22 protein-coding genes are annotated in these 23695 nt (G+C 63.6%); 6 read left to right on the forward strand and 16 right to left on the reverse strand.

The genetic code is table 11. The features are described from left to right. Nucleotides 1-135: 135 nt before the first annotated feature. Entirely contained in the window at nucleotides 136-1257 is a 1122-nt protein-coding gene (gene pstS / locus CE_RS12230; protein ID WP_006769176.1) for a phosphate ABC transporter substrate-binding protein PstS, read from the reverse strand. Between the two features lie 314 nt (nucleotides 1258-1571). Beyond that, a complete protein-coding gene (mshD, locus tag CE_RS12235) occupies nucleotides 1572-2462 on the reverse strand; it encodes a mycothiol synthase (protein ID WP_006769174.1) in 891 nt (296 codons plus the stop codon). A gap of 42 nt (nucleotides 2463-2504) precedes the next feature. On the opposite strand from mshD, the gene CE_RS12240 reads away from it, so the two are divergent. Next, nucleotides 2505-3278, forward strand: a complete 774-nt coding sequence (locus CE_RS12240; RefSeq protein ID WP_006769173.1) for an LmeA family phospholipid-binding protein — start codon at nucleotides 2505-2507, stop codon at nucleotides 3276-3278. On the opposite strand, the gene CE_RS12245 is transcribed toward CE_RS12240, so the two are convergent. Next, entirely contained in the window at nucleotides 3275-4378 is a 1104-nt protein-coding gene (locus CE_RS12245) for a diacylglycerol/lipid kinase family protein (protein ID WP_006769172.1), read from the reverse strand. The genes CE_RS12240 and CE_RS12245 overlap by 4 nt on opposite strands. A gap of 30 nt (nucleotides 4379-4408) precedes the next feature. Here CE_RS12245 and CE_RS12250 point away from each other — a divergent pair, with 30 nt between their 5' ends. Further along, complete coding sequence (locus CE_RS12250) at nucleotides 4409-5107, forward strand: FABP family protein (protein WP_006769171.1); 699 nt, start codon at nucleotides 4409-4411, stop codon at nucleotides 5105-5107. Nucleotide 5108: 1 nt separating this feature from the next. On the opposite strand, the gene CE_RS12255 is transcribed toward CE_RS12250, so the two are convergent. Beyond that, nucleotides 5109-6035 carry an aminodeoxychorismate lyase gene (locus CE_RS12255; protein WP_011075943.1) on the reverse strand — a complete coding sequence of 309 codons (927 nt, stop codon included), beginning with the start codon at nucleotides 6033-6035 and terminating at the stop codon, nucleotides 5109-5111. Here CE_RS12255 and CE_RS12260 point away from each other — a divergent pair. Both CE_RS12260 and CE_RS12265 read left to right on the forward strand, forming a co-directional pair. Continuing rightward, complete coding sequence (locus CE_RS12260; protein WP_006769169.1) at nucleotides 6010-7275, forward strand: YgfZ/GcvT domain-containing protein; 1266 nt, start codon at nucleotides 6010-6012, stop codon at nucleotides 7273-7275. The genes CE_RS12255 and CE_RS12260 overlap by 26 nt on opposite strands. Nucleotides 7276-7509: 234 nt before the next feature. Beyond that, nucleotides 7510-7722 (forward strand): DUF3073 domain-containing protein, encoded by a 213-nt coding sequence (locus tag CE_RS12265; protein WP_011075944.1) that lies wholly within the window; start codon nucleotides 7510-7512, stop codon nucleotides 7720-7722. Nucleotides 7723-8038: 316 nt separating this feature from the next. Here the strand turns inward: CE_RS12265 and purM are convergent, their stop codons facing one another. The 3 genes from purM to CE_RS12280 all read right to left on the reverse strand — a co-directional run bounded on the left by purM (nucleotide 8039) and on the right by CE_RS12280 (nucleotide 11162). After that, the gene (purM, locus tag CE_RS12270) at nucleotides 8039-9127 is read right to left on the reverse strand and encodes a phosphoribosylformylglycinamidine cyclo-ligase (RefSeq protein ID WP_006769167.1); all 1089 of its coding nucleotides are present in this window, start codon (nucleotides 9125-9127) and stop codon (nucleotides 8039-8041) included. 77 nt (nucleotides 9128-9204) lie between these two features. After that, nucleotides 9205-10737 carry an amidophosphoribosyltransferase gene (gene purF, locus CE_RS12275; RefSeq protein WP_006769166.1) on the reverse strand — a complete coding sequence of 511 codons (1533 nt, stop codon included), beginning with the start codon at nucleotides 10735-10737 and terminating at the stop codon, nucleotides 9205-9207. 47 nt (nucleotides 10738-10784) lie between these two features. Next, complete coding sequence (locus CE_RS12280) at nucleotides 10785-11162, reverse strand: sterol carrier family protein (protein WP_006769165.1); 378 nt, start codon at nucleotides 11160-11162, stop codon at nucleotides 10785-10787. 36 nt (nucleotides 11163-11198) lie between these two features. Between CE_RS12280 and CE_RS12285 the strand changes: the two genes are divergently transcribed. Next, nucleotides 11199-12206: an acyl-CoA thioesterase gene (locus CE_RS12285; protein ID WP_011075946.1), complete on the forward strand. Its 1008-nt coding sequence runs from the start codon at nucleotides 11199-11201 to the stop codon at nucleotides 12204-12206. Here the strand turns inward: CE_RS12285 and CE_RS12290 are convergent. From CE_RS12290 to CE_RS12310, 5 genes are all read right to left on the reverse strand, one after another. Next, nucleotides 12203-12985: a PAQR family membrane homeostasis protein TrhA gene (locus tag CE_RS12290; protein ID WP_011075947.1), complete on the reverse strand. Its 783-nt coding sequence runs from the start codon at nucleotides 12983-12985 to the stop codon at nucleotides 12203-12205. The genes CE_RS12285 and CE_RS12290 overlap by 4 nt on opposite strands. Nucleotides 12986-13109: 124 nt before the next feature. Further along, nucleotides 13110-15401, reverse strand: coding sequence for a phosphoribosylformylglycinamidine synthase subunit PurL (purL, locus tag CE_RS12295; protein WP_006769162.1), 2292 nt, complete (start codon nucleotides 15399-15401; stop codon nucleotides 13110-13112). 17 nt (nucleotides 15402-15418) lie between these two features. Beyond that, nucleotides 15419-16090: a phosphoribosylformylglycinamidine synthase subunit PurQ gene (gene purQ / locus CE_RS12300; protein WP_006769161.1), complete on the reverse strand. Its 672-nt coding sequence runs from the start codon at nucleotides 16088-16090 to the stop codon at nucleotides 15419-15421. Further along, complete coding sequence (purS, locus tag CE_RS12305; RefSeq protein ID WP_011075948.1) at nucleotides 16087-16332, reverse strand: phosphoribosylformylglycinamidine synthase subunit PurS; 246 nt, start codon at nucleotides 16330-16332, stop codon at nucleotides 16087-16089. The genes purQ and purS overlap by 4 nt, the downstream gene beginning before the upstream one ends. 77 nt (nucleotides 16333-16409) lie before the next feature. Beyond that, the gene (locus CE_RS12310) at nucleotides 16410-16889 is read right to left on the reverse strand and encodes a glutathione peroxidase (RefSeq protein ID WP_006769159.1); all 480 of its coding nucleotides are present in this window, start codon (nucleotides 16887-16889) and stop codon (nucleotides 16410-16412) included. A gap of 163 nt (nucleotides 16890-17052) precedes the next feature. Between CE_RS12310 and CE_RS12315 the strand changes: the two genes are divergently transcribed. Then, a complete protein-coding gene (locus CE_RS12315; protein WP_006769158.1) occupies nucleotides 17053-19605 on the forward strand; it encodes an ExeM/NucH family extracellular endonuclease in 2553 nt (850 codons plus the stop codon). Here the strand turns inward: CE_RS12315 and CE_RS12320 are convergent, their stop codons facing one another. The 4 genes from CE_RS12320 to CE_RS15385 form a co-directional block, all read right to left on the reverse strand. Further along, on the reverse strand, nucleotides 19606-20283 hold the full coding sequence (locus CE_RS12320; protein ID WP_006769157.1) for a DUF2334 domain-containing protein: 678 nt from the start codon (nucleotides 20281-20283) through the stop codon (nucleotides 19606-19608). 46 nt (nucleotides 20284-20329) lie between these two features. Next, nucleotides 20330-22441 carry a S9 family peptidase gene (locus tag CE_RS12325; RefSeq protein WP_011075950.1) on the reverse strand — a complete coding sequence of 704 codons (2112 nt, stop codon included), beginning with the start codon at nucleotides 22439-22441 and terminating at the stop codon, nucleotides 20330-20332. A gap of 20 nt (nucleotides 22442-22461) precedes the next feature. Beyond that, nucleotides 22462-23355 (reverse strand): phosphoribosylaminoimidazolesuccinocarboxamide synthase, encoded by an 894-nt coding sequence (locus CE_RS12330; RefSeq protein WP_006769155.1) that lies wholly within the window; start codon nucleotides 23353-23355, stop codon nucleotides 22462-22464. 111 nt (nucleotides 23356-23466) lie between these two features. Beyond that, nucleotides 23467-23616: a hypothetical protein gene (locus CE_RS15385; RefSeq protein WP_006769154.1), complete on the reverse strand. Its 150-nt coding sequence runs from the start codon at nucleotides 23614-23616 to the stop codon at nucleotides 23467-23469. Nucleotides 23617-23695 lie beyond the last annotated feature (79 nt).

A 23695-nucleotide genomic window follows, 5' to 3' on the forward strand; every position in this document is an offset into this window, starting at 1 on the left:
TAACTGACGAATAGTCGCTTCAAACATGCGAGTGTTCCCACCGGGCACCTTCTCCCAACCTGAAGGTCAGGGGAGGGTGCCCGGGGGAACAGGGTGTGGGGTTACCTCCGGGCAACCCCACGGTCGGGGCAGTTGTTACTGGATTGCCGCGACTGCTTCGACCAGGCGGTCGTAGTGGGTGCCGGTGACCGGGATGTAGCCGAGAGCCTCGAGGTTCTCATCCTGGGAGTCGAGTGCGACGGTCAGGAAGTCCTTGATCTGGTCGCGGGTGGTGTCGTCGTAGCCGGCGGAGCAGACGATCTCGTAGGTGGTGAGGATCAGCGGGTAGGAACCTGCATCGTCCGCGGCGAAGAGTGCCTCGGTGTCAACGACCATGTTGTTGCCCTCGGTGAGGAACTCCAGGTTGTCCAGTGCCACACCGACGGACTCGGCGTTGAGCTCAACCGGGCCGTTGCCGAAGTCGAGGTTGGCGATGCCCAGGCCCTGCTGCTGTGCGAAGCCAGCCTCAACGTAGGTGATGCCACCCTCGATTGCGGTGACCTGGGATGCAACACCGTTGGAGCCGTTGGCGCCCTCACCGACGGTCGCCGGGAAGACCTGGCCGGTGGTCTCCCACAGGTCAGGCTCAGCGGCGGTCAGGAACTTCTGGAAGTTGTCGGTGGTGCCGGACTCATCGGAGCGGTAGACAACGGAGATGTCGGTGTCGGGGAGGTCAACGCCCTCGTTCTCAGCGGCGATGGCGTCATCATTCCACTTGGTGATCTCACCCTTGAAGATGTTTGCCACGGTGGCGGTGGACAGGTTCAGGTCCTCCACGCCGGGCAGGTTGTAGGCGATGGCGACCGGGCCGATAACGAAGGGCAGGTGCCATGCCTCGTTGCCATCGCAACGGTCCATGGCCTCCGCGGCCTGCGCATCATCCATCGGGGAGTCGGAACCGCCGAAGGCGACCTGGCCACCGACGAAGTTCTTACGTCCGGAGCCTGAGCCGGATGCGGTGTAGGCGAGGGAGGCACCGTCAACAGCCTCGGAGTACTGGACGCCGAAGTAGTCCATGGCGGACTGCTGGGAGGAAGCACCCTCGCCGACGAGCTGACCGGAGGTACCGGTCAGTCCCTCAGCGGAGGCCGCTCCGGTGGTCTCGGCGGTGGTGCCGGTGGTGTCGGTCTCTTCGGAGTCGCCACAGGCAACGAGGGCGAAGGAGCTGACGGCCACGGCGCCAACGAGGGCAGCAGAACGCTTGAAGATGAGGTTCACAGGGAAGCCTTTCCGGTGTTGTTATACATCGTCAGAGCAACCCCGGACTGTTTCTCTGGGCCAGTTCCGGCCCATGGGTTGCTCACGGACTAAGAACCTATGGGGCGGAAATGACCAACTAAGGCCGATCTGGTTAACGGAGAATGAACTTAAGGATATCTTTAAACGAATTCACTACCTTGTCAGTTCTCACCGCCCCCAAAACGCGACGCATGTCACTAAATTGGAATAGTTTTGGGGATTTGACCTCCCCCAGCTCCCCCATTTCAGGGGAGGGTCGCGTCGCTCCCCCACTCTCCTCACACTGTTTTCACCTATTTTTCATAGACAACATGGCGTTCCGCCACGGTGAATCCCAGTTTTTCATAGGCAGCTACCGCGGAATCATTGTCCGCCTCCACGTAGAGAATGACCCGGCGCGCCCCACCGTTGACCATGTGCCGCAGTCCGAGGCGGACGAGGGGATCGCCGAGCCCCTTCCCACGGTAGGCCTCGGCAAGCCCCACCACATAGATCTCCTGCAGTTCATCGGAGTGTTTCTTCACCCAGTGGAATCCGACGAGTTCATCGCCGTCCCAGAGGAAGAGGACATCGGTTTCCCTGAACCAGGTGGCGCTCTGGGCGCGGGTCAGGCGGTTGCGGTCCCACCCGCCCTGTTCGGGGTGCCAGTGGAAGGCCTCATTGTTGGCCTTGAGCCATTTCCCCTCCACCTCATCCCGGGTTCCGGGGGCGGTTTTCAGTGAACTGTTGGTGATCCCCGCGGGATTGTCATACACGGCTGCCTCGCGCAGGGCGTCCCCTTCGACTGCCATGACGAGGAGTTCACGCGTTTTGTTCAGCCCCAGGGAGGACGCAAGGGCCTGGGCCGGGGGGAGGTCCCCGTGGGCCCAGACACCGTCGGTGGGGAGGGCGTCGATAAGCTCCCTGCCGATCCCCTGGCGACGGTGCGCCGGGTGGACAGCCAGCTCACTGGTCTCTCCGTCCGTCGCACCGAGGCCGATGATCCGCCCGTCGACGGACACCGTGTAATGGGTGTGCCCGAGGCCGGGTTCTGCCAGACCGCGCACGAACTGCTCGGAGAGCGCCTCGACGCCGTCGATGGCCCTGACCTCCTTGAGCATGATCATGGCCTGTTCGCGGAGGTCGCGGTGATTATAGAGGTGGGTGGTGGTGACTTTTGTGTTCATGGGCCCAAGCGTAGCCATTCACTTCACTCTTTGGTGGGCCTGTGCGGTAAAGATAGAGGGGTGCAGAAGCAGGTAGGCAGGACCATCAGGATCATCGTCATCATCGTCATCGTGGGTGCGGTGTTCTGGCTTGTTGATTCGGCCATCGCCGCCCGCGCGGAACGCACCATCTCCCGCGCGGTCGCGGAGTCAGCCGACCTTGAGGTCGAACCTGCCGTCTACGCGGGCAGTGGCCTGTACACACTTGCCCTGGTCACAGGGGAACTCGATCACGTCAGCGTGAACATGTTGGATGTGCCGGTTCCGGGCATCGGCGTGGTCAATGCCCGCACCGAGGTGCAGGAGGTGGCGGTGTCCCCGGCGCAGGTGTTCTCCGGTGATCTTGAGGGCGCGCGTGCCGAGACATTCACCCGCACGCTGCGCATGGATGGTGTGGCGCTGGGCTCCCAGCTGGATATGACGGACCTGGACATCGCCCACCCGACGGATATCTCACCATCCGGCGGCACCGCCAGCGAGGCCGTGCTCACCGGCACCCCGCCCGGGCATGAGGACCCCGTGAGCGTGGTGGTGACGCTGCGGTTGGTCGGGTCCGAGTTCCAGATGGTCCCCGTCGAGCTTGTCGACGCCTCCCAGCCCAACCTCACACTCGACGATGTGGAATCAGCGTTCTCCTGGCGCATCGATACCCGCACACTCCCCCTGGCTGACCGCGCCATGGCCGTCTACCTCTCCGGAGGGTCCATCCATTTCCAGTCCCAGGCCCGCAATGTGGAGATCACCATGCGGGAGCTCTCCCCCCTGGCCGCACCGGAGGCCGACAGCGCAGGCTAGGCTCCCCTTGTGCGCACCCGCACCGCGTCGCGGACATAGTGGAAGAGGTGACGGTACCACGCCATCGTCGGCGGATTCGGATTGACCTCCGGGGCGAACACCTCGAAGGCATCGGCCACCGCATCGAGGTGCACCTCGCGGTACTCACCGACAAATTCGCCATCGACCTGGAACCGCTGTTTCCTGCTGCAGGTCAGGGTGAGGTGTTCGACGTTGTCGAACTGGATGGTGCGCCGCGCCACCAGTTTCTCGTACCGTTTCCCGTGCCCCACCCCGATCAGGTGCATCAGGGCGGCCACACCCCCGAGCCCGTGCACGCTGGTGACACCGAAGATCCCGAGTCCCATGTCGAAGGAGTTGCGGGGGTTGGTGACCACGGGCAGCGGACCGAAGAAGGTCCACGGGTTGGTGTTGGAGGCAAACAGCATGGGCACATCCACCCGCCGCAGCTGCTCGCCATCAGCGCTGACGGCCTCGACGGTCATGCGTGGCGGGTCCACCTGGGTGGACAACCACGCACGGGTGCTCAGCAGGAGGTACTGGAATGGTGAGGCGGCGAACCCCCGGGACCGGACCCGTTCCATGCGCGCGATCACATCCGCGTCGATGCCGAAGCCGGCGTTCACAGCGAACCAGTGCCCCTCCCGGCCCTTCTCCCTGTCCCGCCCGTGCTCACTCCAGGTGCCCAGCGAGATGGTGCGCCGCAGATCCCCCCTGATCAGATCGATGAGCATCTCGGCGGCGGCATAGGTGTCAGAGGGGTAGCCCAGGGCCCGGGCGAACACATTGGCCGACCCGGTGGGCAGGACAGCCATGGCGGGCACCTCACGCCAGTCGGTGATATCCTCCCCGGCGTTGCCGAGCAGCCCGTTGATCACCTCGTTGACCGTGCCGTCCCCACCGGCGGGGACGATGATATCCGCGTCCGCGCGGGTCATTCCCCTGACCATCTCCTCGGCGTGCCCGCTGTAATGGGTGAACCGGGTCTCCATGGTGAGCCCGTCAATGGCAAGCAGTTTGGGCACCACGCGGCGGAAGAGCTCGGCGGTCTGGGTGGTGGATTGCGGGTTCGCGATCAATAGGAGATGCACGTTGTCCAAGGGTAGTGGGTAAACGCTAGTCTTGACTCCATGAGCGAAAACGAAACCAGCAAGACCGGTGGCAATGCAGGCGTTCCCGGCTCGGGAGCGGACGCGCCATCCCTGTCCGATTCCCCCGCCATCAGTGGGAATGACGCTGTCAACCTGGCGGCCGAACAGGCGAAGAACACCGCCCACCGCAACATCCCCACCCTGGATGATCTGCCCATCCCCGAGGACACCGCGAACCTGCGCCTGGGTCCGAACCTGCACGATGGACTGCTCGCGCTGCTGCCCCTGGTGGGTGTATGGCGCGGTGAGGGCCAGGCTGACACCCCGGAGGGTGGCCAGTACTCCTTCGGTCAACAGATCATCTTCTCCCACGATGGGGAGAACTACCTGTCCTTCGAGTCCCGCGTGTGGAGGTTGGACAGTGAGGGCGGCACCGTCGGCCCGGATCAGCGTGAGACCGGGTTCTGGCGCATCAACCTCCAGGACGAGATCGAATTCGTGTGCGCCCACGCCAGTGGTGTCGTGGAGATCTACTACGGCCAGCCCATCAACGAACGCGCCTGGGAACTGGAGTCCGCGTCCACCATGGTCACCGCCACCGGCCCCGTCACCCTTGGCCCGGGCAAGCGCCTCTACGGTCTGCTGCCCACCAATGAACTCGGCTGGGTGGATGAGCGGCTGGTGGACAAGGAACTGAAGCCACGCATGTCCGCGCAGCTGCACCGCATCATCGGGTAGATCACCCCAGTGCCCCGGTGATCAGCTCCTTGATCGCCACCTCATTGGACGGGCGGGGCATCTTGTGCCCGTCCAGGCGGGTGACACGGGCCGCGATCCTCACAGAGGAGACCAGCCAGACGCTGTCCGCCCCCAGCAGGTCATCGACGGTGAGGTCCTTCTTGGTCTTGCACCGCCAGCCCAGGGTGGCGGCATGCTCGAACAGGGCCGCCTGGGTGGTGCCCGGGAGGATGTCCCCGCCGGGGGCCGGGGTGCGCAGTTTATCCCCCTTGACACTGACCACCGTGGAGGTCGCGCCCTCCAGCACCCGGTCCCCTTCCGTGAAGATGACATCGTCGTAGCCGTGGGCCCGGGCCCACCGCACCGCCGCCATGTTCGCCGCATAGCTCAGCGTCTTGGCCCCCACGGTCAGCCACGGCGCCGGGGTGTCCTCCACCCCGTCAACATCACCACGGGTGACATCCCGGACCCCGGGGAGTCGGGTGTCGATGGTGTATCCACGTGGGCTGGTCATCACCTCCACTCCCCGCTCACGTTCCCTGAGTTTCTCGCGCGACACCGCCTGCACCGTCACCCAGCCGGAGGCCAGGCCGGTGCTCGCCCGACCCCGGCTCAGCGTCCAGGTGCAGGACGCATCCCCCGCGCCGGGGTGCTCATACCAGGATTCTATGGCCATCCGGGTTGCCTTCACCCATGAGTCCATCACGGGGGCGGGCAGTCCCAGCAGTGCGGCGGAGGCCTTGAAACGTTCCGCGTGACGGTCGAGGTTACAGGCCCGCCCCTCCCGGATGAGGATGGTCTCGAAGATGCCATCCCCGCGGGTGACGGCAGCATCATCCCAGAACACCATGGGCAGGTTCGGGTTCTGTTGACGGATTGATCCACCGTAGGGTTCGACGATCATGATCACGGGGGTGGGTTCGGGCATTCGACTGGGTACAGACACCATAATCGCTGATTATGCCTGTTTCCGGGAGGTTCCGCCCACCGGTTGTAACCATTGGCCGGTTTCGCTGACTACCCTTCGAGGGCAGTTTCCGCGTACAGTCGAGTTTGTGGCTAACGAACTCTCCGAGGTCGCGAACGACACCAACCGTGATCAGACTGATCCGCAGCGTTACATCTCCCCCCTGCTGGGTAGGGATGGGGCGGCGGAAGCACAGGATGACGCCGCTGTGGCGGGTACGGAAGGTGTCGCGTGGCATTATGGTTCCCCGCTCGTCGAACAACGCATCTTCGAAACCGGAACCGGTCTGGTTGACCGTTCCAACCGCAAGGTGATCCGAGTCGATGGACCTGATGCCCCCGCGTTCCTCAACAATATTCTGTCCCAGAAGGTCGATGCCGCGGAGGATGGTTTCACCGCCCGCGCACTTGATCTGGATGCGCAGGGTCGTATCCAACACACCATGATGGTCACCGTCGCAGACGGGGTCTTCTACCTCGACACCTCCGCGACGGAATTCGATTCCCTCATCGCCTATCTCCGGAAGATGATCTTCTGGTCCGAGGTCACCGTCGAGGAGGCGGACCTGGCGATCATCACACTGATCGGCCGGGAGATCCCCCTCCCGGAGGTGACCTTCCGGCGCACCGTCGACTGGAACGGCCCAAAGCGTGTCGACGTCGCCGTGCCCCGCGCGTCCTTCGAATCGGGCGTCGACAAGCTCCTGGACGCCGGCGCCGAGCTCACCGGCCTGATGGCCTACTGGGCAGAGCGTGTCAAGGCCCTGGAGCCGGAGACCCCCGACCTGGACGCCAAGACCATCCCCCATGAGATCCCCCACTGGATCGGCCGTGATGAGCACCTGGGGGCCGTCCATCTGACCAAGGGGTGCTACCGCGGGCAGGAAACCGTCGCGCGCGTGGACAACCTCGGTCGTTCCCCACGGGTGATGGTTCTGCTCCACCTGGATGGTTCCGCCCCCGTCGCTCCGGTCACCGGTGCGGAGATCACGTCCGGCACCCGCACGGTGGGTCGGCTGGGCACGGTGATCCATGACTGCGATCTCGGCCCCATCGCCCTCGGACTGGTCAAGCGCAGCGCCCTGGATGCCGATCTCACCATCGGTGACGTGGCGGTCACGGTGGATCCGGATTCCCTCCCCGTCGACGATGGTGAGCAGCGTGGGCGTGCAGCCGTGAACAGGCTCCGCGGCAGGGAATAACCGGGCAGGTGCAACCACGGCGATAACCGCCTTTGAAAAGGCGACTTTCATGATGACGAAAGTCGCCTACTTTGGCGTTCCCACCCCACATTGATGCAGGTCATGGCCATGTTGCAGAAATTTCCGCGTCAACAGGCTATTGTGTCTATCAGGAATACAGTTAATACATCTTGAAAAGCCCATGGGGCGTCCACATTCCCAGGGACGTTCCGCTCACTCCAAGGGGGTCAGGCAATGGGTCGCGGTCGCGCGAAGGCAAAACAGACCAAGGTTGCTCGCCAGTTGAAGTACAGCTCTCCAGAAATGGATCTTGATCAACTGCAGCGGGAGCTGGCACAAGCTCCCCGGCGTTCCTACTCCGATGCCCCTGGTGATGAGGACCAGTACGCAGCTTATGCAAACTGGGATGAGGAAGATGACCAGTACCGTGCCTACGGCACGCGCTGACCTTTTCATCTGCTGATCAGTCCGGCCACCGGCACACATGTCGGTAGCCAATTGATCGACTCATCATTTCATCATCTGGTGGCTTGTGGCCGTTTCAGGGTGTTGCGACACCAGTGAAAGCGGTCTTCTCCCATTCACCACTACCGCCTCAGACGGCGCACGGTTTATCATGGGCACCCTCCTGGAGTCATCCCTTCTGTGTTCCCACTCCAGGATCACGGCTCGTGTTAGACCGCGCGCCGTCTGAGTCGTTTTCCGGACCGGTAGACACAGCTAAAGCCCCGACCGAGGTCGGGGCTTTTCACCACTTCGGAGATCAGTAACCGGGGTGCTCACCGCTGAGGATGACATTGGGTTCGCCGTCCTCACCGTTGCGGACGGTGCCCAGCTCCCAGCAGTCGATGTGGCGGGCGGTGAGCATCGCCAGGGCGCGGTCACGGTCCTTCTCCGCCACGACAGCCACCATGCCGACACCCATGTTGAAGGTCTTCTCCATCTCCTCACGTGGCACCCGGCCCAGGGAGGCGATCGAGCGGAAGATCTGACCCGGGGTCCAGGTGCCGCGGGACATCTCGGCGACGAGGCCCTCAGGGATCACGCGGGACATGTTGCCAGCCAGGCCACCGCCGGTGACATGGCAGAACACATGCACCTCGCATTCGGCGATGAGCGCCAGGCAGTCCTTGGAGTAGATGCGCGTGGGTTCAAGCAGTTCCTCACCGAGGGTGCGACCCAGTTCCTCGATGTGGGAGTCCACGGTCAGGCCCGCGGTGTCGAAGAGGACGTGGCGGGCAAGGGAGTAACCATTGGAGTGCAGACCGGAGGAGGCCATACCGATGATGACATCACCGGCACGCACCCGCTCAGGTCCGAGCAGATCATCAGCCTCGACCACGCCGACGGCGGTGGCGGAGACATCATAGTGGCCCGGTTCCATGACACCGGGGTGTTCGGCGGTCTCCCCGCCGAGGAGCGCCGCACCGGCCTGGATGCAGCCCTCGGCGATGCCGGAGACGATCTCTGCGACATGCTCGGGAACAACCTTGCCGATGGCGATGTAGTCCTGCAGGAACAGCGGCTCGGCGCCACAGCAGACCAGATCATCCACACACATGGCGACCAGGTCGATGCCGATGGTGTCGTGCTTGTCCATCATCTGGGCGACAACGAGCTTGGTGCCCACCCCATCCGAGCCCGCGGCCAGGATGGGTTTCCGGTACTTCCCAAGCTCGAACAGTCCGGCGAAACCGCCGAGGTTGCCGCGGACCTCCGGGCGGGTTGCGCGCTTGGCCAGTGGGGCAAACAGCTCGACGGCACGGTCACCGGCCTCGATGTCCACGCCGGCGGCTGCGTAGGATACGCCTTCAGGGGTGGCACCGTTGCCGGTGTCCAGGTGATCACTCATCGTGTTCTTCGCTTCTCCTGCTTGGGGTTGGATGCAGCCGATCGCTGCTCTACAAAGGGGTGAAAAAGTGGGGAACCCTAGGTCCCGATCTTATCCTGCCTGCCGGCCTGCATCTTGAACACCAGCTCGGCATTGGGGTTGGCCTCGGGCAATCCCATGGGATAGTGCCCGTTGAAACATGCCAGGCACAGTTCCTCCACGGGCTTGGTGGTGGATGCCACCATCCCGTCGATGGAGACATAACCGAGTGAATCAGCGCCGATGGCGGAGCGGACAGCCTCCACCATCTCCTCCTCGTTGTCACTGGTGACCGCATTGGCGATGAGCTCACCGGGGGTGGCGAAGTCAATGCCGTAGAAACACGGCCATTTCACCGGCGGGGAGGCGATGCGCACATGGACCTCGGCGGCCCCGGCCTCACGCAGCATGCGGATCACCGCGCGCTGGGTGTTGCCACGCACAATGGAATCATCGACCACCACGAGGCGTTTTCCTGCGATGACCTCGCGCAGTGGGTTCAGCTTCAGGCGGATGCCCAACTGACGCAGGGTGTCGGACGGCTGGATGAAGGTGCGTCCCACATAGGCGTTCTTCACCATGCCCTGCCCGAAGGGGATGCCGGAGGCCTGGGCGAACCCCACCGCCGCAGGGGTGCCGGAATCAGGTGTCGGGATGACCAGATCACCCTCGGCCGGGGCTTCCCGTGCCAGGGTGCGCCCGATCTCCAGACGGACCTCATTGACGTTGCGTCCCTTGATCACCGAGTCGGGGCGGGCTAGGTAGACATATTCGAAGACGCAGGCCTTGCGGTTGGTCTCTGCAAAACGGGTGGAACGCAGCCCGGATTCATCGATGGCGATGAGCTCACCGGGCTCCACCTCACGCACCAGCGAAGCACCGACGATATCCAGGGCGGAGGTCTCGGAGGCAACCACCCAGCCACGGGCGAGACGTCCGATGGACAGCGGTCGGATGCCGTAGGGGTCACGGGCGGCGTAGAGGGTGTGGCCATCGGTGAAGGTCAGGCAGTAGGCCCCCCTGACCTCGGGGAGGAGCTTCCGGGCGGATTCGAAGAGATCATCACCGTCACCGATGCCGTTGGCCAGCAGCGCGGTCAGCACATCGGTGTCGGAAGGCTTCTGCTGCGGGTCGACGAGGCCGAGTTCGGTCGCCTTCTCGCGCAGCTGCACATGGTTGATGAGGTTGCCGTTGTGACCCAGCGCCACATCGGTGCCGTCCGGGGCCATGCGGAACATCGGCTGGGCGTTCTCCCAGGAGTTGCCGCCCGCGGTGGTGTACCGGGTGTGCCCGATGGCGATGTCCCCCTGCAGGGACTCCAGGATGGGTTCGTCGAAGACCTGGGATACCAGACCGAGGTCTTTGAACACCAGGATCTGTTCGCCGTCCCCTACCGCAATGCCGGCGGCCTCCTGCCCACGGTGCTGCAGGGCAAACAGACCGAAGTAGGTGAGCTTGGCCACCTCTTCACCTGGAGCCCAGACACCGAACACTCCGCATTCCTCCTGCGGGGACTGTTCGTTGTGATCATCGTAGGGGTAGTTCACGACAGAACCGGGGGATGTGTGCTGATCAAGTTGTGCCACATGCATAAATGGTAGTCGGTCAACCTATCAGAAACTAAAACCGTTCAGCAGCCCTACAACGAGATGATGGGCAACCAGGCGGAAATCTCCCCGGCCCTGGTACCCGAGGCCTCGATTCTGCCGTTGGCCAATTCCTCCTCGAAGGTTGTTTTCCCTGTTGCCAGGCGCAACCAGGTCAGGGCATCGGTTTCCACGACATTGGGTGGGGTGCCGCGGGTGTGTCGGGGGCCCTCGATACACTGAACCGCCACAAATGGGGGGACCCTGACCTCCACGCTGTGCCCCGGCGCGTCCTGCGCCAGGGTGCGGGCGGTCAGGCGGGTGGCGTCCGCCAACTGCTTTCTAGCTGGTTTTTCCTGATTATCCGGATCCGCGATCCAGTCGGCTATCGCCTGCACGGCGACACGTGTGTCGTGGGGGTCGATCTTCATGGTCCCCACGTTAGTCCGGCACGTTAAAGTGTCTCTATGTCTGATAACCAAACAACCGCTTCACCACGTTCCCCCGATGTGACACTGCGCTTCCTCGCCGCCCCCACCGATGTCCTCATGGCCGGTAGTCACGGTGTCGGGGGTGGTCGTGTCCTGGAGTGGATCGATAAGGCCGCCTACGCCTGCGCCACCCAGTGGTCCGGAACCTACTGTGTCACCGCGTATGTGGGGCACATCCACTTCACCCGCCCGATCCCCTCGGGGCACATGGTGGAGGTCCGTTCCCGCATCGCCATGACGGGGCGGTCCTCCATGCACATCGTCAACGAGGTTCTCTCCGCGGATCCACGCGACGGTAAGTTCACGCGCGCCTGCGACTGCCTGGTGATCTTCGTGGCCAAGGACACCGCCACCGGTAAAACCCAGGAGGTGCCCACCTTCGTCCCGAAGACCGCGGAGGAGGAGCGTGTGCTGCAGTCCGCGCTCTCCCGCATCGACCTGCGTCGCGCCATCGAGGCGGAGATGGAGAAGCAGACCTATGACGGCCCCTCGGACGCCCCCCGCCTGATCACCCGCTTCCTGGCCAAGCCGACCGATATCAACTGGGGCGGCAAGGTCCACGGTGGCACCGCCATGGAGTGGATCGACGAGGCCGGTGCCGCGTGCACCATGGAGTGGTCGGGCAACCACACCGTCGCCGTCTACGCCGGTGGTATCCGTTTCTACAACCCGATCTCCATCGGTGACCTCATCGAGGTGGATGCCCGCCTGATGAGGACGGACACCCGCTCCATGCAGATGTCCATCCACGTCCGCAGCGGCAACCCCAAGGGCGGGCGTGATCATCTGCGCACCGCGATCCACGCCACCGTCACCTACATCGGCATCGACCTGGATGGCCAGCCACTGCCTGCTCCACAGTTCACCCCGGTCACCCCGGAGGACATCCAGCTGGCGGAGCACGCCAACATCCTGCGTGATCTGCGGGCGGAGTACTCCCCGGTCCCGCTGATCCCGCGTCATTCGATGCCGCGGATCGACTAACCCACCACCACCATCCACACCGCCACCAGGTGAACCACTGCGGCGACGATGGTGGCGGCGTGGAAGTGCTCGTGGTAGCCGATCCACCGGGCCTCACGCCCCGGCCATTTGAAGCCGTAGATCAACGCCCCCAGGCTGTAGATGATGCCGCCGGCGAGCAGAAGCCACACCACGGTGTGGCCCGCCCCCGCCCACAGCTGGGGGATCAGTGGCACAATCAGCCAGCCGAGAGCAAGGTAGACCACCACGGACAGCCACCTCGGGTGGTCGATCCACACCATGTTGAGGATCACGCTGAGGATGGCGCCCACCCAGGCGGTCACCAGCATCCAGGTCGCGAGGTTGGGCGGGAGCACAATCATGCACAGCGGTGTGTAGGTGGCTGCAATGAACACCGCGATCGTGGAGTGGTCGGCCCTCCGCCACCAGGCGACAGTGTGCATGCGCCGCCACTGGCCACGGTGATAGGCCGCGGAGACCGCAAACAGTCCGAACATGCAGAGGGCGTAGATGGTCACGCCGAGGGCCTCCCACCACACCAGCGTCATCCAGGCGTAGGTGGATAGCACCGAACCGGATATCACACTGAGAAAAGCCGCGATCTGGTGGAACAGTCCACGTGCACGCGGGCGGGGGCCACGGTCGAAGACATATCTGGTCAGTTCCAGGATGGGTTCGTCGGATGGCCCACCGTCGTTTGATCTGGGCACGCCCTCGATGGAAGGGTCAGCGTCCATGTAGTCCCTTGCTTCCTCACCGCGGGGTGCGTGTGCTGACATCGTCTTCCTTTCTGCGCGGGGTTTGGTTCACAGCCCTGTCTTCCCAAAATACAGCTAACCGGGTTTCACCATTCAGGGTGAAACCCGGTTAGCGGCGAGTCAGGGGCGATATTACCCGGTGATGTTATTCAACGACGGAGTTCGCTCCCACAGCATGTCCGAATGCCTCGGGCAGGGTGTTGGACCATGCGTCGTGAAGCTCCTCGACGGATACCTCGACGCTGAGGTCGCCACCACGCACGGTGATGACACCGGAGTCGTTGGTGACACCGAGCCTGGTCACCGGGACACCGAGCTCCTGAGCGCGCGCAACCAGTTCATCACCACGGGTGGTGGCCACGACGATGCGGGAGGCGGATTCGGAGAACAGTGCGGTGAACAGGTCCTCATGGACCTGCGTGAGATCCACATCCAGGCCACGGCCGGCGTGGATCGCCAGCTCGGCGAGGGTCTGGCCGAGGCCACCCTCGGAGAGGTCATGGGCTGCGCCAACGAGGTCGGCAGCCGGAACCAGCAGGTCAGCCAGTCGCTGCTCATTGGCCAGGTCGATCTGCGGCGGCAGACCGGACAGGCCCGCGCCGGAGACCTGCTGCCAGATGGATCCACCGAACTCGTCGAGGGTCTCACCCAGCAGGTACAGCTCCTGCTCACCGGCAGGCAGGCGGTTGCCGATGGTCTTTTCCACATCATCCAGGACACCGAGGACACCCACGACCGGGGTCGGGAGGATCGGCTCGTCGCCGGTCTGGTTGTAGAAGGAGACGTTACCGCCGGAGACGGGGATACCCATCTCCTTGGCACCGTCGGCAAGCCCGTGGACGGCCTCCTTGAACTGCCACATGACGCCGGCGTTCTCGGGGGAACCGAAGTTGAGGCAGTTGGTCACGGCGACCGGACGGGCACCGGTGGAGACCACGTTGCGGTAGGCCTCGGCGAGTGCCAGGCGTGCGCCGGTGCGGGGGTCGAGGCGGGTGTACCGGCCGGAGGCGTCGGCGGAGATGGCGACGCCGCGGTTGGTCTCTTCGTCGATACGCAGCACACCGGCGTTGGCATCCTTTGCCTGGACGGTGTTGCCGCGGACGTAGCGGTCGTACTGCTCGGTGATGAACGCGCGGGAGCACAGTGCCGGGGAGGACACGAGCTTGAACCAGGCGTCACGGATACCCTCGGCGGTGTCCGGGCGCTCAAGCCCACCGAGGGTCTGGATCTCATCCTGGTTGGCGGGGCGCTCGACGGGGCGGTTGTACACCGGGCCCTCATCGATGGTGGAGGCCGGTGCGTCGATGACGGTCTGACCGTTGTGGACCACGAGGTAGCGGTCCTTCTCGTCGGTGACCTCACCGATCTCGGCGACGGTGACATCCCACTTGGCACAGATCTGCTTGAACTTCTCCACGTTCTCCGGGGTGACCACGGCGCACATGCGCTCCTGGGACTCGGAGGCGAGGATCTCGGCTGCGGACATCTTCTCGGCGCGCAGGGGCACGGCGTCGAGGTTGACGCGCATGCCACCGTCACCGGCGGCGGCCAGCTCGGAGGTGGCGCACGCAAGGCCACCGCCACCGAGGTCCTGGATACCCACGACCACTCCGGCCTGGTACAGCTCCAGGCAGCATTCGATGAGGACCTTCTCGGCGAAGGGGTCACCGACCTGGACGGCCGGAAGCTTGCGCTCCTCGCCCTCCTCGAAGGAGGCGGAACCCAGGACAGAGACGCCACCGATGCCGTCGAGGCCGGTGCGGGAACCGAACAGCATGACCTTGTTGCCGGCGCCGGAGGCGAAGGCCAACTTCAGGTCATCGACCTTGAGGGTACCCACGGCCAGGGCGTTGACCAGGGGGTTACCGGCGTAGGAATCGTCGAAGACGGTCTCGCCACCGATGTTGGGCAGGCCGAGGCAGTTGCCGTAGTGGGAGATGCCGCTGACCACGCCGGGCAGCACACGCTGGGTGTCCGGGTTGTCCATGGCGCCGAAACGCAGCTGGTCCATGACTGCGATCGGGCGTGCACCCATGGCCATGATGTCGCGGACGATGCCACCGATGCCGGTTGCGGCACCCTGGTGGGGTTCGACGAAGGAGGGGTGGTTGTGGGATTCCACGCGGAAGGTCACGGCGTTGCCGTCTCCGATGTCGACCACGCCGGCGTTCTCGCCGATGCCGGCGAGGATCTTCTCGGCCATCTCCGGGGTGGTGGTCTCACCGAAGTAGCGCAGGTGCACCTTGGAGGACTTGTAGGAGCAGTGCTCGGACCACATGACGGAGTAGACGGTCAGCTCCGCATCGGTGGGGCGGCGTCCCAGGATCTCCTTGATGCGGGCGTACTCATCGTCCTTGAGGCCGAGTTCGGCGTAGGGCTGCTCGAGATCGGGGTTCTCGGCTGCTGCCTCGACGGTGTCGTTGAAAATCGTGCTCATTGTTATCTTCAGACTCCTTAGGCAGCGATGGTGCCGATGGCGGACAGGAACAGCTCGAGACCATCCACGGACGGTCCGGTGAGCGTCTCGACGGCGTGCTCCGGGTGTGGCATGAGGCCGACGACGCGGCCGGTTTCGTTGGTGATACCGGCGATGCCGTTGATGGAGCCGTTGAAGTTGTCGGTGTAACGGAAGACCACACGGCCCTCCTCCTCCAACATCCTGATGGTGTCCGGCTCCGCCTGGAAGCGACCCTCACCGTGCTTGGCGGGGACCAGGATCTTCTGCCCCTGTTCGAGGGTGCCGGTCCAGGCGGTGTCAGTGTTGACCACCTCGAGGTGGGTGTCCACACAGTGGAAGTGCAGACCCTGGTTACGGGTCAGGGCACCGGGCAGCAGGCGTGCCTCGGTGAGGATCTGGAAACCGTTGCAGATACCGAGGACAGGCATGCCCCTGCCTGCGGCCTCGATGACGGACTGCATGACGGGTGCCAGTGCGGAGATGGCACCGGTGCGCAGGTAGTCACCGTAGGAGAAACCACCGGGGACCACAACGGCGTCAACGCCCCTGAGATCCTCGTCGGCGTGCCAGAGGTTGACCGGCTCGGCACCTGCGATGCGGACGGCGCGCAGCGCATCGACATCATCGAGGGTGCCGGGGAAGGTGATGACACCGATCTTGGCACTCACTTGGCGACCTCTACTCCCACCACATCGAAGTCCTCGATGACGGTGTTGGCAAGAAGGGTCTCGGCGATCTTCTCCAGGTCGGCGGTGGAGACGGAATCATCGACCTCCAGCTCGAAGCGCTTACCCTGACGGACATCGGAAACTCCGGTTACCCCGATACGGCCCAGGGCGCGGTGGACCGCTTGTCCCTGGGGATCCAGAATTTCCGCCTTCGGCATGACATTGACAACTACACGGGCCACGTATTTTCCCTAACTCAAGGCGACAATGTTTTACCTGCACAGTGTATCGCCTGATCCCGCAACAACCTAGCCCGGTGTCACACGGGGAGATTGTCCTCAATCACCGAGGTGACCTCGTCATCCTCCGGATCCATCCGCGGACCGAAACGGGCAATGGTCTCACCATCGGCATTGATGAGGAACTTCTCGAAATTCCACTCGATATCGCCGCCCTCCCCGAAGCGTTTGAGCTCGGTATACAGGGGGTGTTCATTTTCACCGTTGACGTCGGTCTTGGCCAGCAATGGGAAGGTGACGTCGTACTTCTCCTGGGCAAAGGTACAGATCTCGGCGTCGGTGCCGGGCTCCTGGCCCATGAACTGGTTACAGGGCACCCCGATCACGAAGAAACCACGGTCCTGGTAGTCCTCGAAGAGCCGCTGCAGCCCCTCATACTGTGGGGTCAGGCCACACCTGGAGGCCACATTGACCACCATCACGAGGTGACCGGCCCAATCAGCCATGGTGGTTTCCGTTCCGTCGGTGAGCGTTACAGGGATGTCATGGATGGAAGTCATGGCCTCCACCCTAGCGTCCCGGAAACTGACATATTCATGAACTTTCGTCTATGTGCAGGTGAACTCCCAGCATGAGCTGATCTGCTCATCAGCGGGGGCACATAATCTGCGGTAGTGGATAAGGGTGGTATCCCACTTTCCTCTCTATTCAAAGGTCATGTGAATGAAGCACATCCCCGCGCGTGCGCTGGCGATCGCCCTCGCCGGTGTCACCGCAACCAGCCTGCTGGCAGCCCCGAATGCGGCTGCGGCCCCCGACGGTTCCCTCCCCGTCATCTCCGAGGTCTACGGAGGTGGCGGCAACAACGGGGCCGTCTACTCCCATGATTTCATCGAGCTGTTCAACCCGACCGCTGAGGACGTTGACCTCGATGGCTGGGCGGTCCAGTACTTCTCCGCGGGTGGCAACCTCGGCAACACCACGCCCCTGACCGGCACCATCCCCGCCGGCGGTTACTATCTGATCCAGCAGAATCCCGGTGCCAACACCAGCCTGCCGGGGCTTCCCTCGCCGGACGCGGTCGGTACCGCGAACATGTCCGGCTCCCAGGGGTCCGTCGCGCTTGTCGACGACGCCTCCACCCGCGTAGACCTGGTCGGGTGGGGCGACGCCACCCTCACCGAGGGGTCCCCCGCACCCCGTACCGCGAATGGCACATCAGCCCAGCGTGTCGATTCCGCCGTGGACTCCGATGACAATTCGGTGGATTTTTTCGTCGATACGCCCACCCCGCAGTCCGGTGGCGCTGAGACTCCGACGGCTCCGACCACACCGGTTGATCCGGTCACCGTCACCATCGCCGAGATCCAGGGCACCGGTGACACCACTCCCCTGGCGGGTCAGACCGTGGTCACCGAAGGCGTGGTCACCGCCGTATTCGATGAGGGTGGTTTCAACGGCTACTACATGCAGACCCCCGGCACCGGGGAGCCCAAGTCCGCAGGCGACGCCTCCGACGGCGTCTTCGTCTACGTCGGTGCAAACGGCATCTACCCGGAGATCGGTGATTCCATCACCGTGACCGGCACCCCGGCCGAGTATTACGGCATGACCCAGCTGGGTTCCGCCACCTTCACCGAGGCGGCAACCGAGTTCGAGGCGGTCACCCCCGTGGCCATCGACACCATGCCCGCCGACCCGGACATCCGCGAGGCCTATGAGGGCATGCTCGTGCAACCGACCGGTGATTACACCGTGACCAACAACTACTCCCTCAACGACTTCGGTGAGATCGGCCTGGCCGCGGGCACCGAGCCCTACTACCAGGCCACTGAGAAGGTCACCCCCGGCGCGGAGGCCATCGCCTATGAGGCGACGAACCAGGCTGAACTGGTCACCCTGGATGATGGTCGTTCCGGCCGGTATATGCAGGGCGACAAGGATGTCCCCATGCCGTGGATCGTGCAGGATGGTGACACCATCAAGTCACTACGCACCGGTGATCAGGTTGATTTCCAGCACCCGGTGGTCTTCGACTACCGCTTCGATCTGTGGCGTTTCCAGCCGACCGCCCCGGTCACCGGCAACACCGCGGGCGTGGAGCTGCCGATCACCTGGGAGGATTCCCGCCCGTCGGCACTGGCAGCCATTGACGCTGTCGAGGGTGATTTCCACATCGCCAGCTTCAATGTGTTGAACTACTTCACCTCCCTGGGTGAGGATTACGACTGCGATGCCTACACCGACATCAACGGCAATCCCATCTCCGCCCGCAACTGTGATGTCCGTGGTGCCTACAGCCAGCAGGCCTTCGAGGATCAGCAGGGCAAGATCGTCGCGGCCATCAACAGGCTCGACGTTGACGTGCTGGGGCTGGAGGAGATCGAGAACACCGCGGCGGTCACCGGCGATGTCTCCCGTCGTGACGAAGCCCTCAACGCGCTTGTCGACGCCCTCAACACCGCCCACGGATCCACCCGCTGGGCCGCTGTGGAGTCCCCACTGCAGCTGGGCACCGACGAGGATGTCATCCGGGTGGCCTTCATCTACGATGTCACCACCGTCAAGCCCGTCGGTGAATCCCGTATCTTCGATGACCCCGCCTACACCGGCACCGCCCGCCAGCCCCTCGCGCAGGAATTCCAGCCGCTGGATGAGACGAAGGAATCCTTCGTCGGCGTGGTCAACCACTTCAAGTCCAAGGGTTCCCCCGTTAACGGCGATGCGGACACCGGCGACGGCCAGGGCCATTCTGCGAATGTCCGCCTCGCCCAGGCACAGGCCCTGATCGATCACCTGGAGAACCAGGACGACTGGGCTGACAAACCGGTGTTCATCCTCGGTGATCTCAACGCCTACTCGAGGGAAACCGTCCTCTCCACCCTGGCTGGCGCCGGGTACAGCAACATTGCCGCCGAGTACGATGCCGGGTACAGCTACCAGTTCTCCGGTCGCATCGGTTCCCTCGACCACGCCCTGGGCAATGACGCCGCCATGAACCGTGTCGTGGATGCCGAGGTGTGGGACATCAACGCCGATGAGTCCATCGCCTTCGAGTACTCCCGCCGCAACTACAACACGGTGGATGTCTTCGAGGCGGACAATGTGTTCCGGTCCTCCGACCATGACCCCATCAAGGTCGGTTTCAATCTGGAGAGCACTGAAGAGGACGACGCCCCGTCCACCGGCGGTATTTTCGCGATGGTTGCGGGTGTCCTGGGTCAGATCCTGTCCTGGTTCCAGCAGCTGCCCATCATCAGGTCACTGTCCAGCTGATCAGATGGCCGTCATGTAGGTCCTGGGCTGGGCACCCTGCTCCAGGGCTGCCAGGGCGGCGGCCCGGAAGTCACGCGCCACCTTCGGGTTGACCAGGTTGCGACCCGACACCGACAGGCGGATGGTGTTTCCCCGGGAGGCACCGCGGGTGGCTGCGGCGAGCACATTCTGCCGCCACCATTTCGCCGCCCCGAACCCCTCGCCCACGGACAGGTTCCTGCACTGCAGGAACTCCCCCGTGCGCAGGTCGTGGAGTCCCCTGCTGGACGCCGCCACCTTGAAATCGAACTCCGGCAGGACCTGTGAGGTGCCCTCGGACATGCGCCACCTGGGTGGGGCGAACACGGTGAAGGTGAAACCGATGCGTTCCATCTGACGGATGGCTCCGGTGAGCCGGAGGCGCGCCTCGTGCTTTTCCAGGGTGGCGAATTCGGAGCGTCGGCCCTGGACCGGCTGGTCGAATCCGTTGAGGATCAGTTCGCGGCCCTGGCCGAGCTGGTCCTCCAACCAGGCGCGGGTGGCCTTGTCCTTCGCCAGTTTCCAGTTGCCGTCGATATGCGGTGCCACCAGCAGCGAGACCCCGATGCCCTCGGCGTGCAGGTCTTTCACCAGCGCGTCCGTGGCCTTCCGGGTCTGGTCGAAGATACTGGAGACGGAGACTAGCAAACGGCCGGACATGAGGGCATTGTCCCACGTCCGGCCGTTTCCGTCATGTTGAACGGGATTACTGCGTCAGGCCTGTCGCCTGATTCACAATCCAGGCGTATTCGAAGGCGGTCTGGCGCCACTTCTCATAACGTCCGGATACACCACCGTGGCCGGCGGACATCTCGGTCTTCAGCAGGAACTGCCCACCGGTGGCGGTCGCGCGCAGGCGGGCGATCCACTTCGCGGGTTCGACATAGAGCACCCGGGTGTCATTGAGCGAGGTCACAGCGAGGATATTGGGGTAGTTCTTCGCCTCCACATTCTCATAGGGTGCGTAGGAGGCCATGTAGTCATAGACCTCCCTGTCCTCGAGGGGATTGCCCCACTCATCCCATTCGATGACGGTCAGTGGCAGCTCCGGCATGAGCATGGAGGTCAGCGGATCAACGAAGGGAACCACCGCCTCGATTGCCTTGAAGCGGTCGGGGGCCATGTTGGCGATGGCGCCCATGAGCATGCCGCCGGCGGATCCGCCCTCGGCCACCAGGCGGTCCGGGGAGGTGATCCCCTGCTCGATCAGGGCATCGGCGACATCGATGAAGTCTGTGAAGGTGTTCTTCTTGGTCAGCGTCTTGCCGTTATCATACCAGCGACGCCCCATCTCACCACCACCGCGGACATGTGCCACCGCAAAGACCATGCCGCGGTCGAGCAGGGACAACCTGGCGACGGAGAAACCGGGGTCGATGGAGGATTCATAGGAACCGTAGCCGTAGAGCAGCACCGGAACGTTATTGAGCTCCAGGTCCGCGCGGTGGACCAGGGAGACGGGAACCTGTTCGCCGTCACGGGCGGTCACCCACATCCGGGACGCGGTGTAGTCCTCCCGGTTGTACCCGCCAAGGACCTCCTGCTGTTTGAGCAGCACCTTCTCCCCGGACTCCACCCAGTAGTCGAACAGCTGGCCGGGGGTGGTGAAGGATCCATAGCTCACGCGGATCACGGGGGCATCCCATTCGGGGTTGCCGGAGGAGGCGACGGTGTAGAGCTCCTCATCGAACCTGAGTTCCTCGAAGCGGGTGAATCCGGCGTCGTCAAGCTTCATTACCGCAACCTGCCCGATGGCACCCGAGCGGTACCCGAGGGTGAGGTGGTCGCGGTAGGCGTCCACGCCCTCGATGCGCACATCATCGCGGTGGGGAACCAGCGGTTCGAGCGCGGCCAGCGAGGAGAGCTTGCCGACGGGCGCGTGCCCCACCTCGAAGTTGGGACCGTTCTGGTTGTGCACCACCAGCCAGGTATCGGTGCCGGCGATGACCGCGTGATCGACGTCGTACTCCACGCCCTCCTCACGGGGGATGAGCACCACGGGCTCGGCCTCGGGATCCTCGAAGGGGATGTACTGCACCTCGGAGGTCACCTTGGAGGCAGACCCGAGGAGGATGAACCGGTCGGAACGGGTGGTGCCGATCCAGGTGGAGTAACGTTCATCGGCCTCGCGGTAGACCAGAACGTCATCCTCGACGGAGGTACCGATCTTGTGCCGCCAGATGGTGTCCGGACGCCAGGCATCATCGACGCGCTGATAGAAGAGGTATTCCTCCCCCACCCAGGTGGCTCCGTAGAAGATGCCCGTGATGGTGTCGCCGAGGTGTTCCCCGGTGTGGAGGTCCCTGATGCGCAGGGTGAAACGTTCATCACCGGAGGTATCCGTGGAATAGGCCAGGTACCGCCCCGAGGTGGTCACGGTGGCCGTGCCCAGGGAGAAGAACTCATGACCCTCGGCGAGCTCATTGGCGTTGAGGAAGACCTCCTCCTCCGGAGCCGGTTCCACGGGGATCTCCGGTGCCACCCAGGGCTCATCGCCGACGGGGATGCGGCAGTAGATGCCGTAGCTCTTTCCCTCCTCCGTGCGTCCGAAATACCAGTAGCGGCCGTTACGCACGGGCACCGACATGTCGGTTTCCTTGATGCGTGACTTGATCTCGTTGTAGATATTCTCGCGGAGCCCGCTCAGGTGGGCGGTCTGCTGGTCGGTGTAGGCGTTCTCCGCCTCGAGGTAGTCGAGGGTGTCGCGGGATTCCTTGTCGCGGAGCCACTCATAGTCGTCCACGAAGTTGATGTCGTGGACGGTACGGGTGGTGGGTCGGACAGCGGCCACCGGTGGGGTGAGACGTTCAGAAGACATAAGCCACGATCATAGTCGGGCTAGACGCAGCAGCCGATCCAGGTGGAGAACTTGTTCCCGGAGATCAGCTCATAGGCCTCGATATAGCGCTCGCGGGTTGCCTCGACCACGGATCCGGGCAGGGCGGGTGGCTGCACCCCACTGTTTTTATCCCAGCCGGACTTCGGCCCGGTCAGCCAGTTGCGCACATACTGCTTGTCGAAGGACGGCTGCACATGGCCTGCCTCGTATCCCTCGGCCGGCCAGTAGCGGGAGGAGTCGGGGGTGAGGACCTCATCGCCGAGGACCAGTTCCCCGTTCTCATCGAGGCCGAACTCGAACTTGGTGTCAGCCAGGATCACACCGCGCTCCAGGGCGATCTCGGCGGCACGGGAGTAGATGGCGATGGAGGCATCCCGCAGCTGGTTGGCGCGGGCCTCACCGAGTCGCTCCTCCACCACGTCGAAGGAGACGTTGATGTCGTGGTCACCCACATCGGCCTTGGTGGCCGGGGTGAAGATCGGTTCGGGCAGGCGGGAGGACTCGACCAGTCCCTCGGGCAGGGTGATGCCGCAGACGGTTCCGGTCTGGCGGTACTCCTCCAGGCCGGAGCCGGTGAGGTAGCCGCGCACCACGCATTCGAAGGGCATCATGGCGAGCTTCTTGCACACCATCGCACGTCCCAGGACCTCCTCGGGGATGCGGGGATCATCGATGGGGCCGGCGAGGTGGTTCGGGAAATCGATGGCATCGAAGAAGAACTGACTCATCGCGGTGAGCACCCGACCCTTGTCGGGGATCTCGGTGTCCAGGATGAAGTCATAGGCGGAGATCCGGTCGGAGGCCACCATGAGGATATGGTGCTCATCGATCTCGTAGATCTCGCGGACCTTACCGGCGGAAAGGTGCTTGTACTGGGAGAGTTCAGGACGCATATCAGGAGAGTCTAGACCCACCGGGAACGTTCGGAAAATTGTTGGGAAAACAAAAAAGCACCCACCGTCTGGTGGGTGCTAATTTCCGAGTTCCTTCAGGAACTCTCCTAATTAAGAGGAGAGCTGGAAGAAGGAGTCGAGAACCTCGCCGCCGGCAGCTGCGCCGGTGCCGAAGAAGTTGGAAACACCGTTGACGATGGCGGAACCAAGTGCCACGATGCTGTTGTAGATGGTCTCGATAACATTCTGAACGTCGCCCATGATGAGCTCCTTTCGATTGGTGCCAGACTCTTGCTGTCCGGCTGGGATAACTCAAGTCTGTCGAAGCTCACACAGGAGT

It is taken from the genome of Corynebacterium efficiens YS-314, from assembly GCF_000011305.1.
Taxonomy (GTDB): domain Bacteria; phylum Actinomycetota; class Actinomycetes; order Mycobacteriales; family Mycobacteriaceae; genus Corynebacterium; species Corynebacterium efficiens.

Excerpts from the sequence above, each read along its gene's own strand:
- mshD (WP_006769174.1), bottom strand. The coding sequence starts at position 2,462 with ATGGCTACGCTTGGGCCCATGAACACAAAAGTCACCACCACCCACCTC.
- CE_RS12250 (WP_006769171.1), top strand. The coding sequence starts at position 4,409 with ATGAGCGAAAACGAAACCAGCAAGACCGGTGGCAATGCAGGCGTTCCC.
- CE_RS12260 (WP_006769169.1), top strand. The coding sequence starts at position 6,010 with ATGATCACGGGGGTGGGTTCGGGCATTCGACTGGGTACAGACACCATA.
- CE_RS12255 (WP_011075943.1), bottom strand. The coding sequence starts at position 6,035 with ATGCCCGAACCCACCCCCGTGATCATGATCGTCGAACCCTACGGTGGA.
- CE_RS12265 (WP_011075944.1), top strand. The coding sequence starts at position 7,510 with ATGGGTCGCGGTCGCGCGAAGGCAAAACAGACCAAGGTTGCTCGCCAG.
- purM (WP_006769167.1), bottom strand. The coding sequence starts at position 9,127 with ATGAGTGATCACCTGGACACCGGCAACGGTGCCACCCCTGAAGGCGTA.
- purF (WP_006769166.1), bottom strand. The coding sequence starts at position 10,737 with ATGCATGTGGCACAACTTGATCAGCACACATCCCCCGGTTCTGTCGTG.
- CE_RS12280 (WP_006769165.1), bottom strand. The coding sequence starts at position 11,162 with ATGAAGATCGACCCCCACGACACACGTGTCGCCGTGCAGGCGATAGCC.
- CE_RS12285 (WP_011075946.1), top strand. The coding sequence starts at position 11,199 with ATGTCTGATAACCAAACAACCGCTTCACCACGTTCCCCCGATGTGACA.
- CE_RS12290 (WP_011075947.1), bottom strand. The coding sequence starts at position 12,985 with ATGTCAGCACACGCACCCCGCGGTGAGGAAGCAAGGGACTACATGGAC.
- purL (WP_006769162.1), bottom strand. The coding sequence starts at position 15,401 with ATGAGCACGATTTTCAACGACACCGTCGAGGCAGCAGCCGAGAACCCC.
- CE_RS12310 (WP_006769159.1), bottom strand. The coding sequence starts at position 16,889 with ATGACTTCCATCCATGACATCCCTGTAACGCTCACCGACGGAACGGAA.
- CE_RS12315 (WP_006769158.1), top strand. The coding sequence starts at position 17,053 with ATGAAGCACATCCCCGCGCGTGCGCTGGCGATCGCCCTCGCCGGTGTC.
- CE_RS12320 (WP_006769157.1), bottom strand. The coding sequence starts at position 20,283 with ATGTCCGGCCGTTTGCTAGTCTCCGTCTCCAGTATCTTCGACCAGACC.
- CE_RS12325 (WP_011075950.1), bottom strand. The coding sequence starts at position 22,441 with ATGTCTTCTGAACGTCTCACCCCACCGGTGGCCGCTGTCCGACCCACC.
- CE_RS12330 (WP_006769155.1), bottom strand. The coding sequence starts at position 23,355 with ATGCGTCCTGAACTCTCCCAGTACAAGCACCTTTCCGCCGGTAAGGTC.
- CE_RS15385 (WP_006769154.1), bottom strand. The coding sequence starts at position 23,616 with ATGGGCGACGTTCAGAATGTTATCGAGACCATCTACAACAGCATCGTG.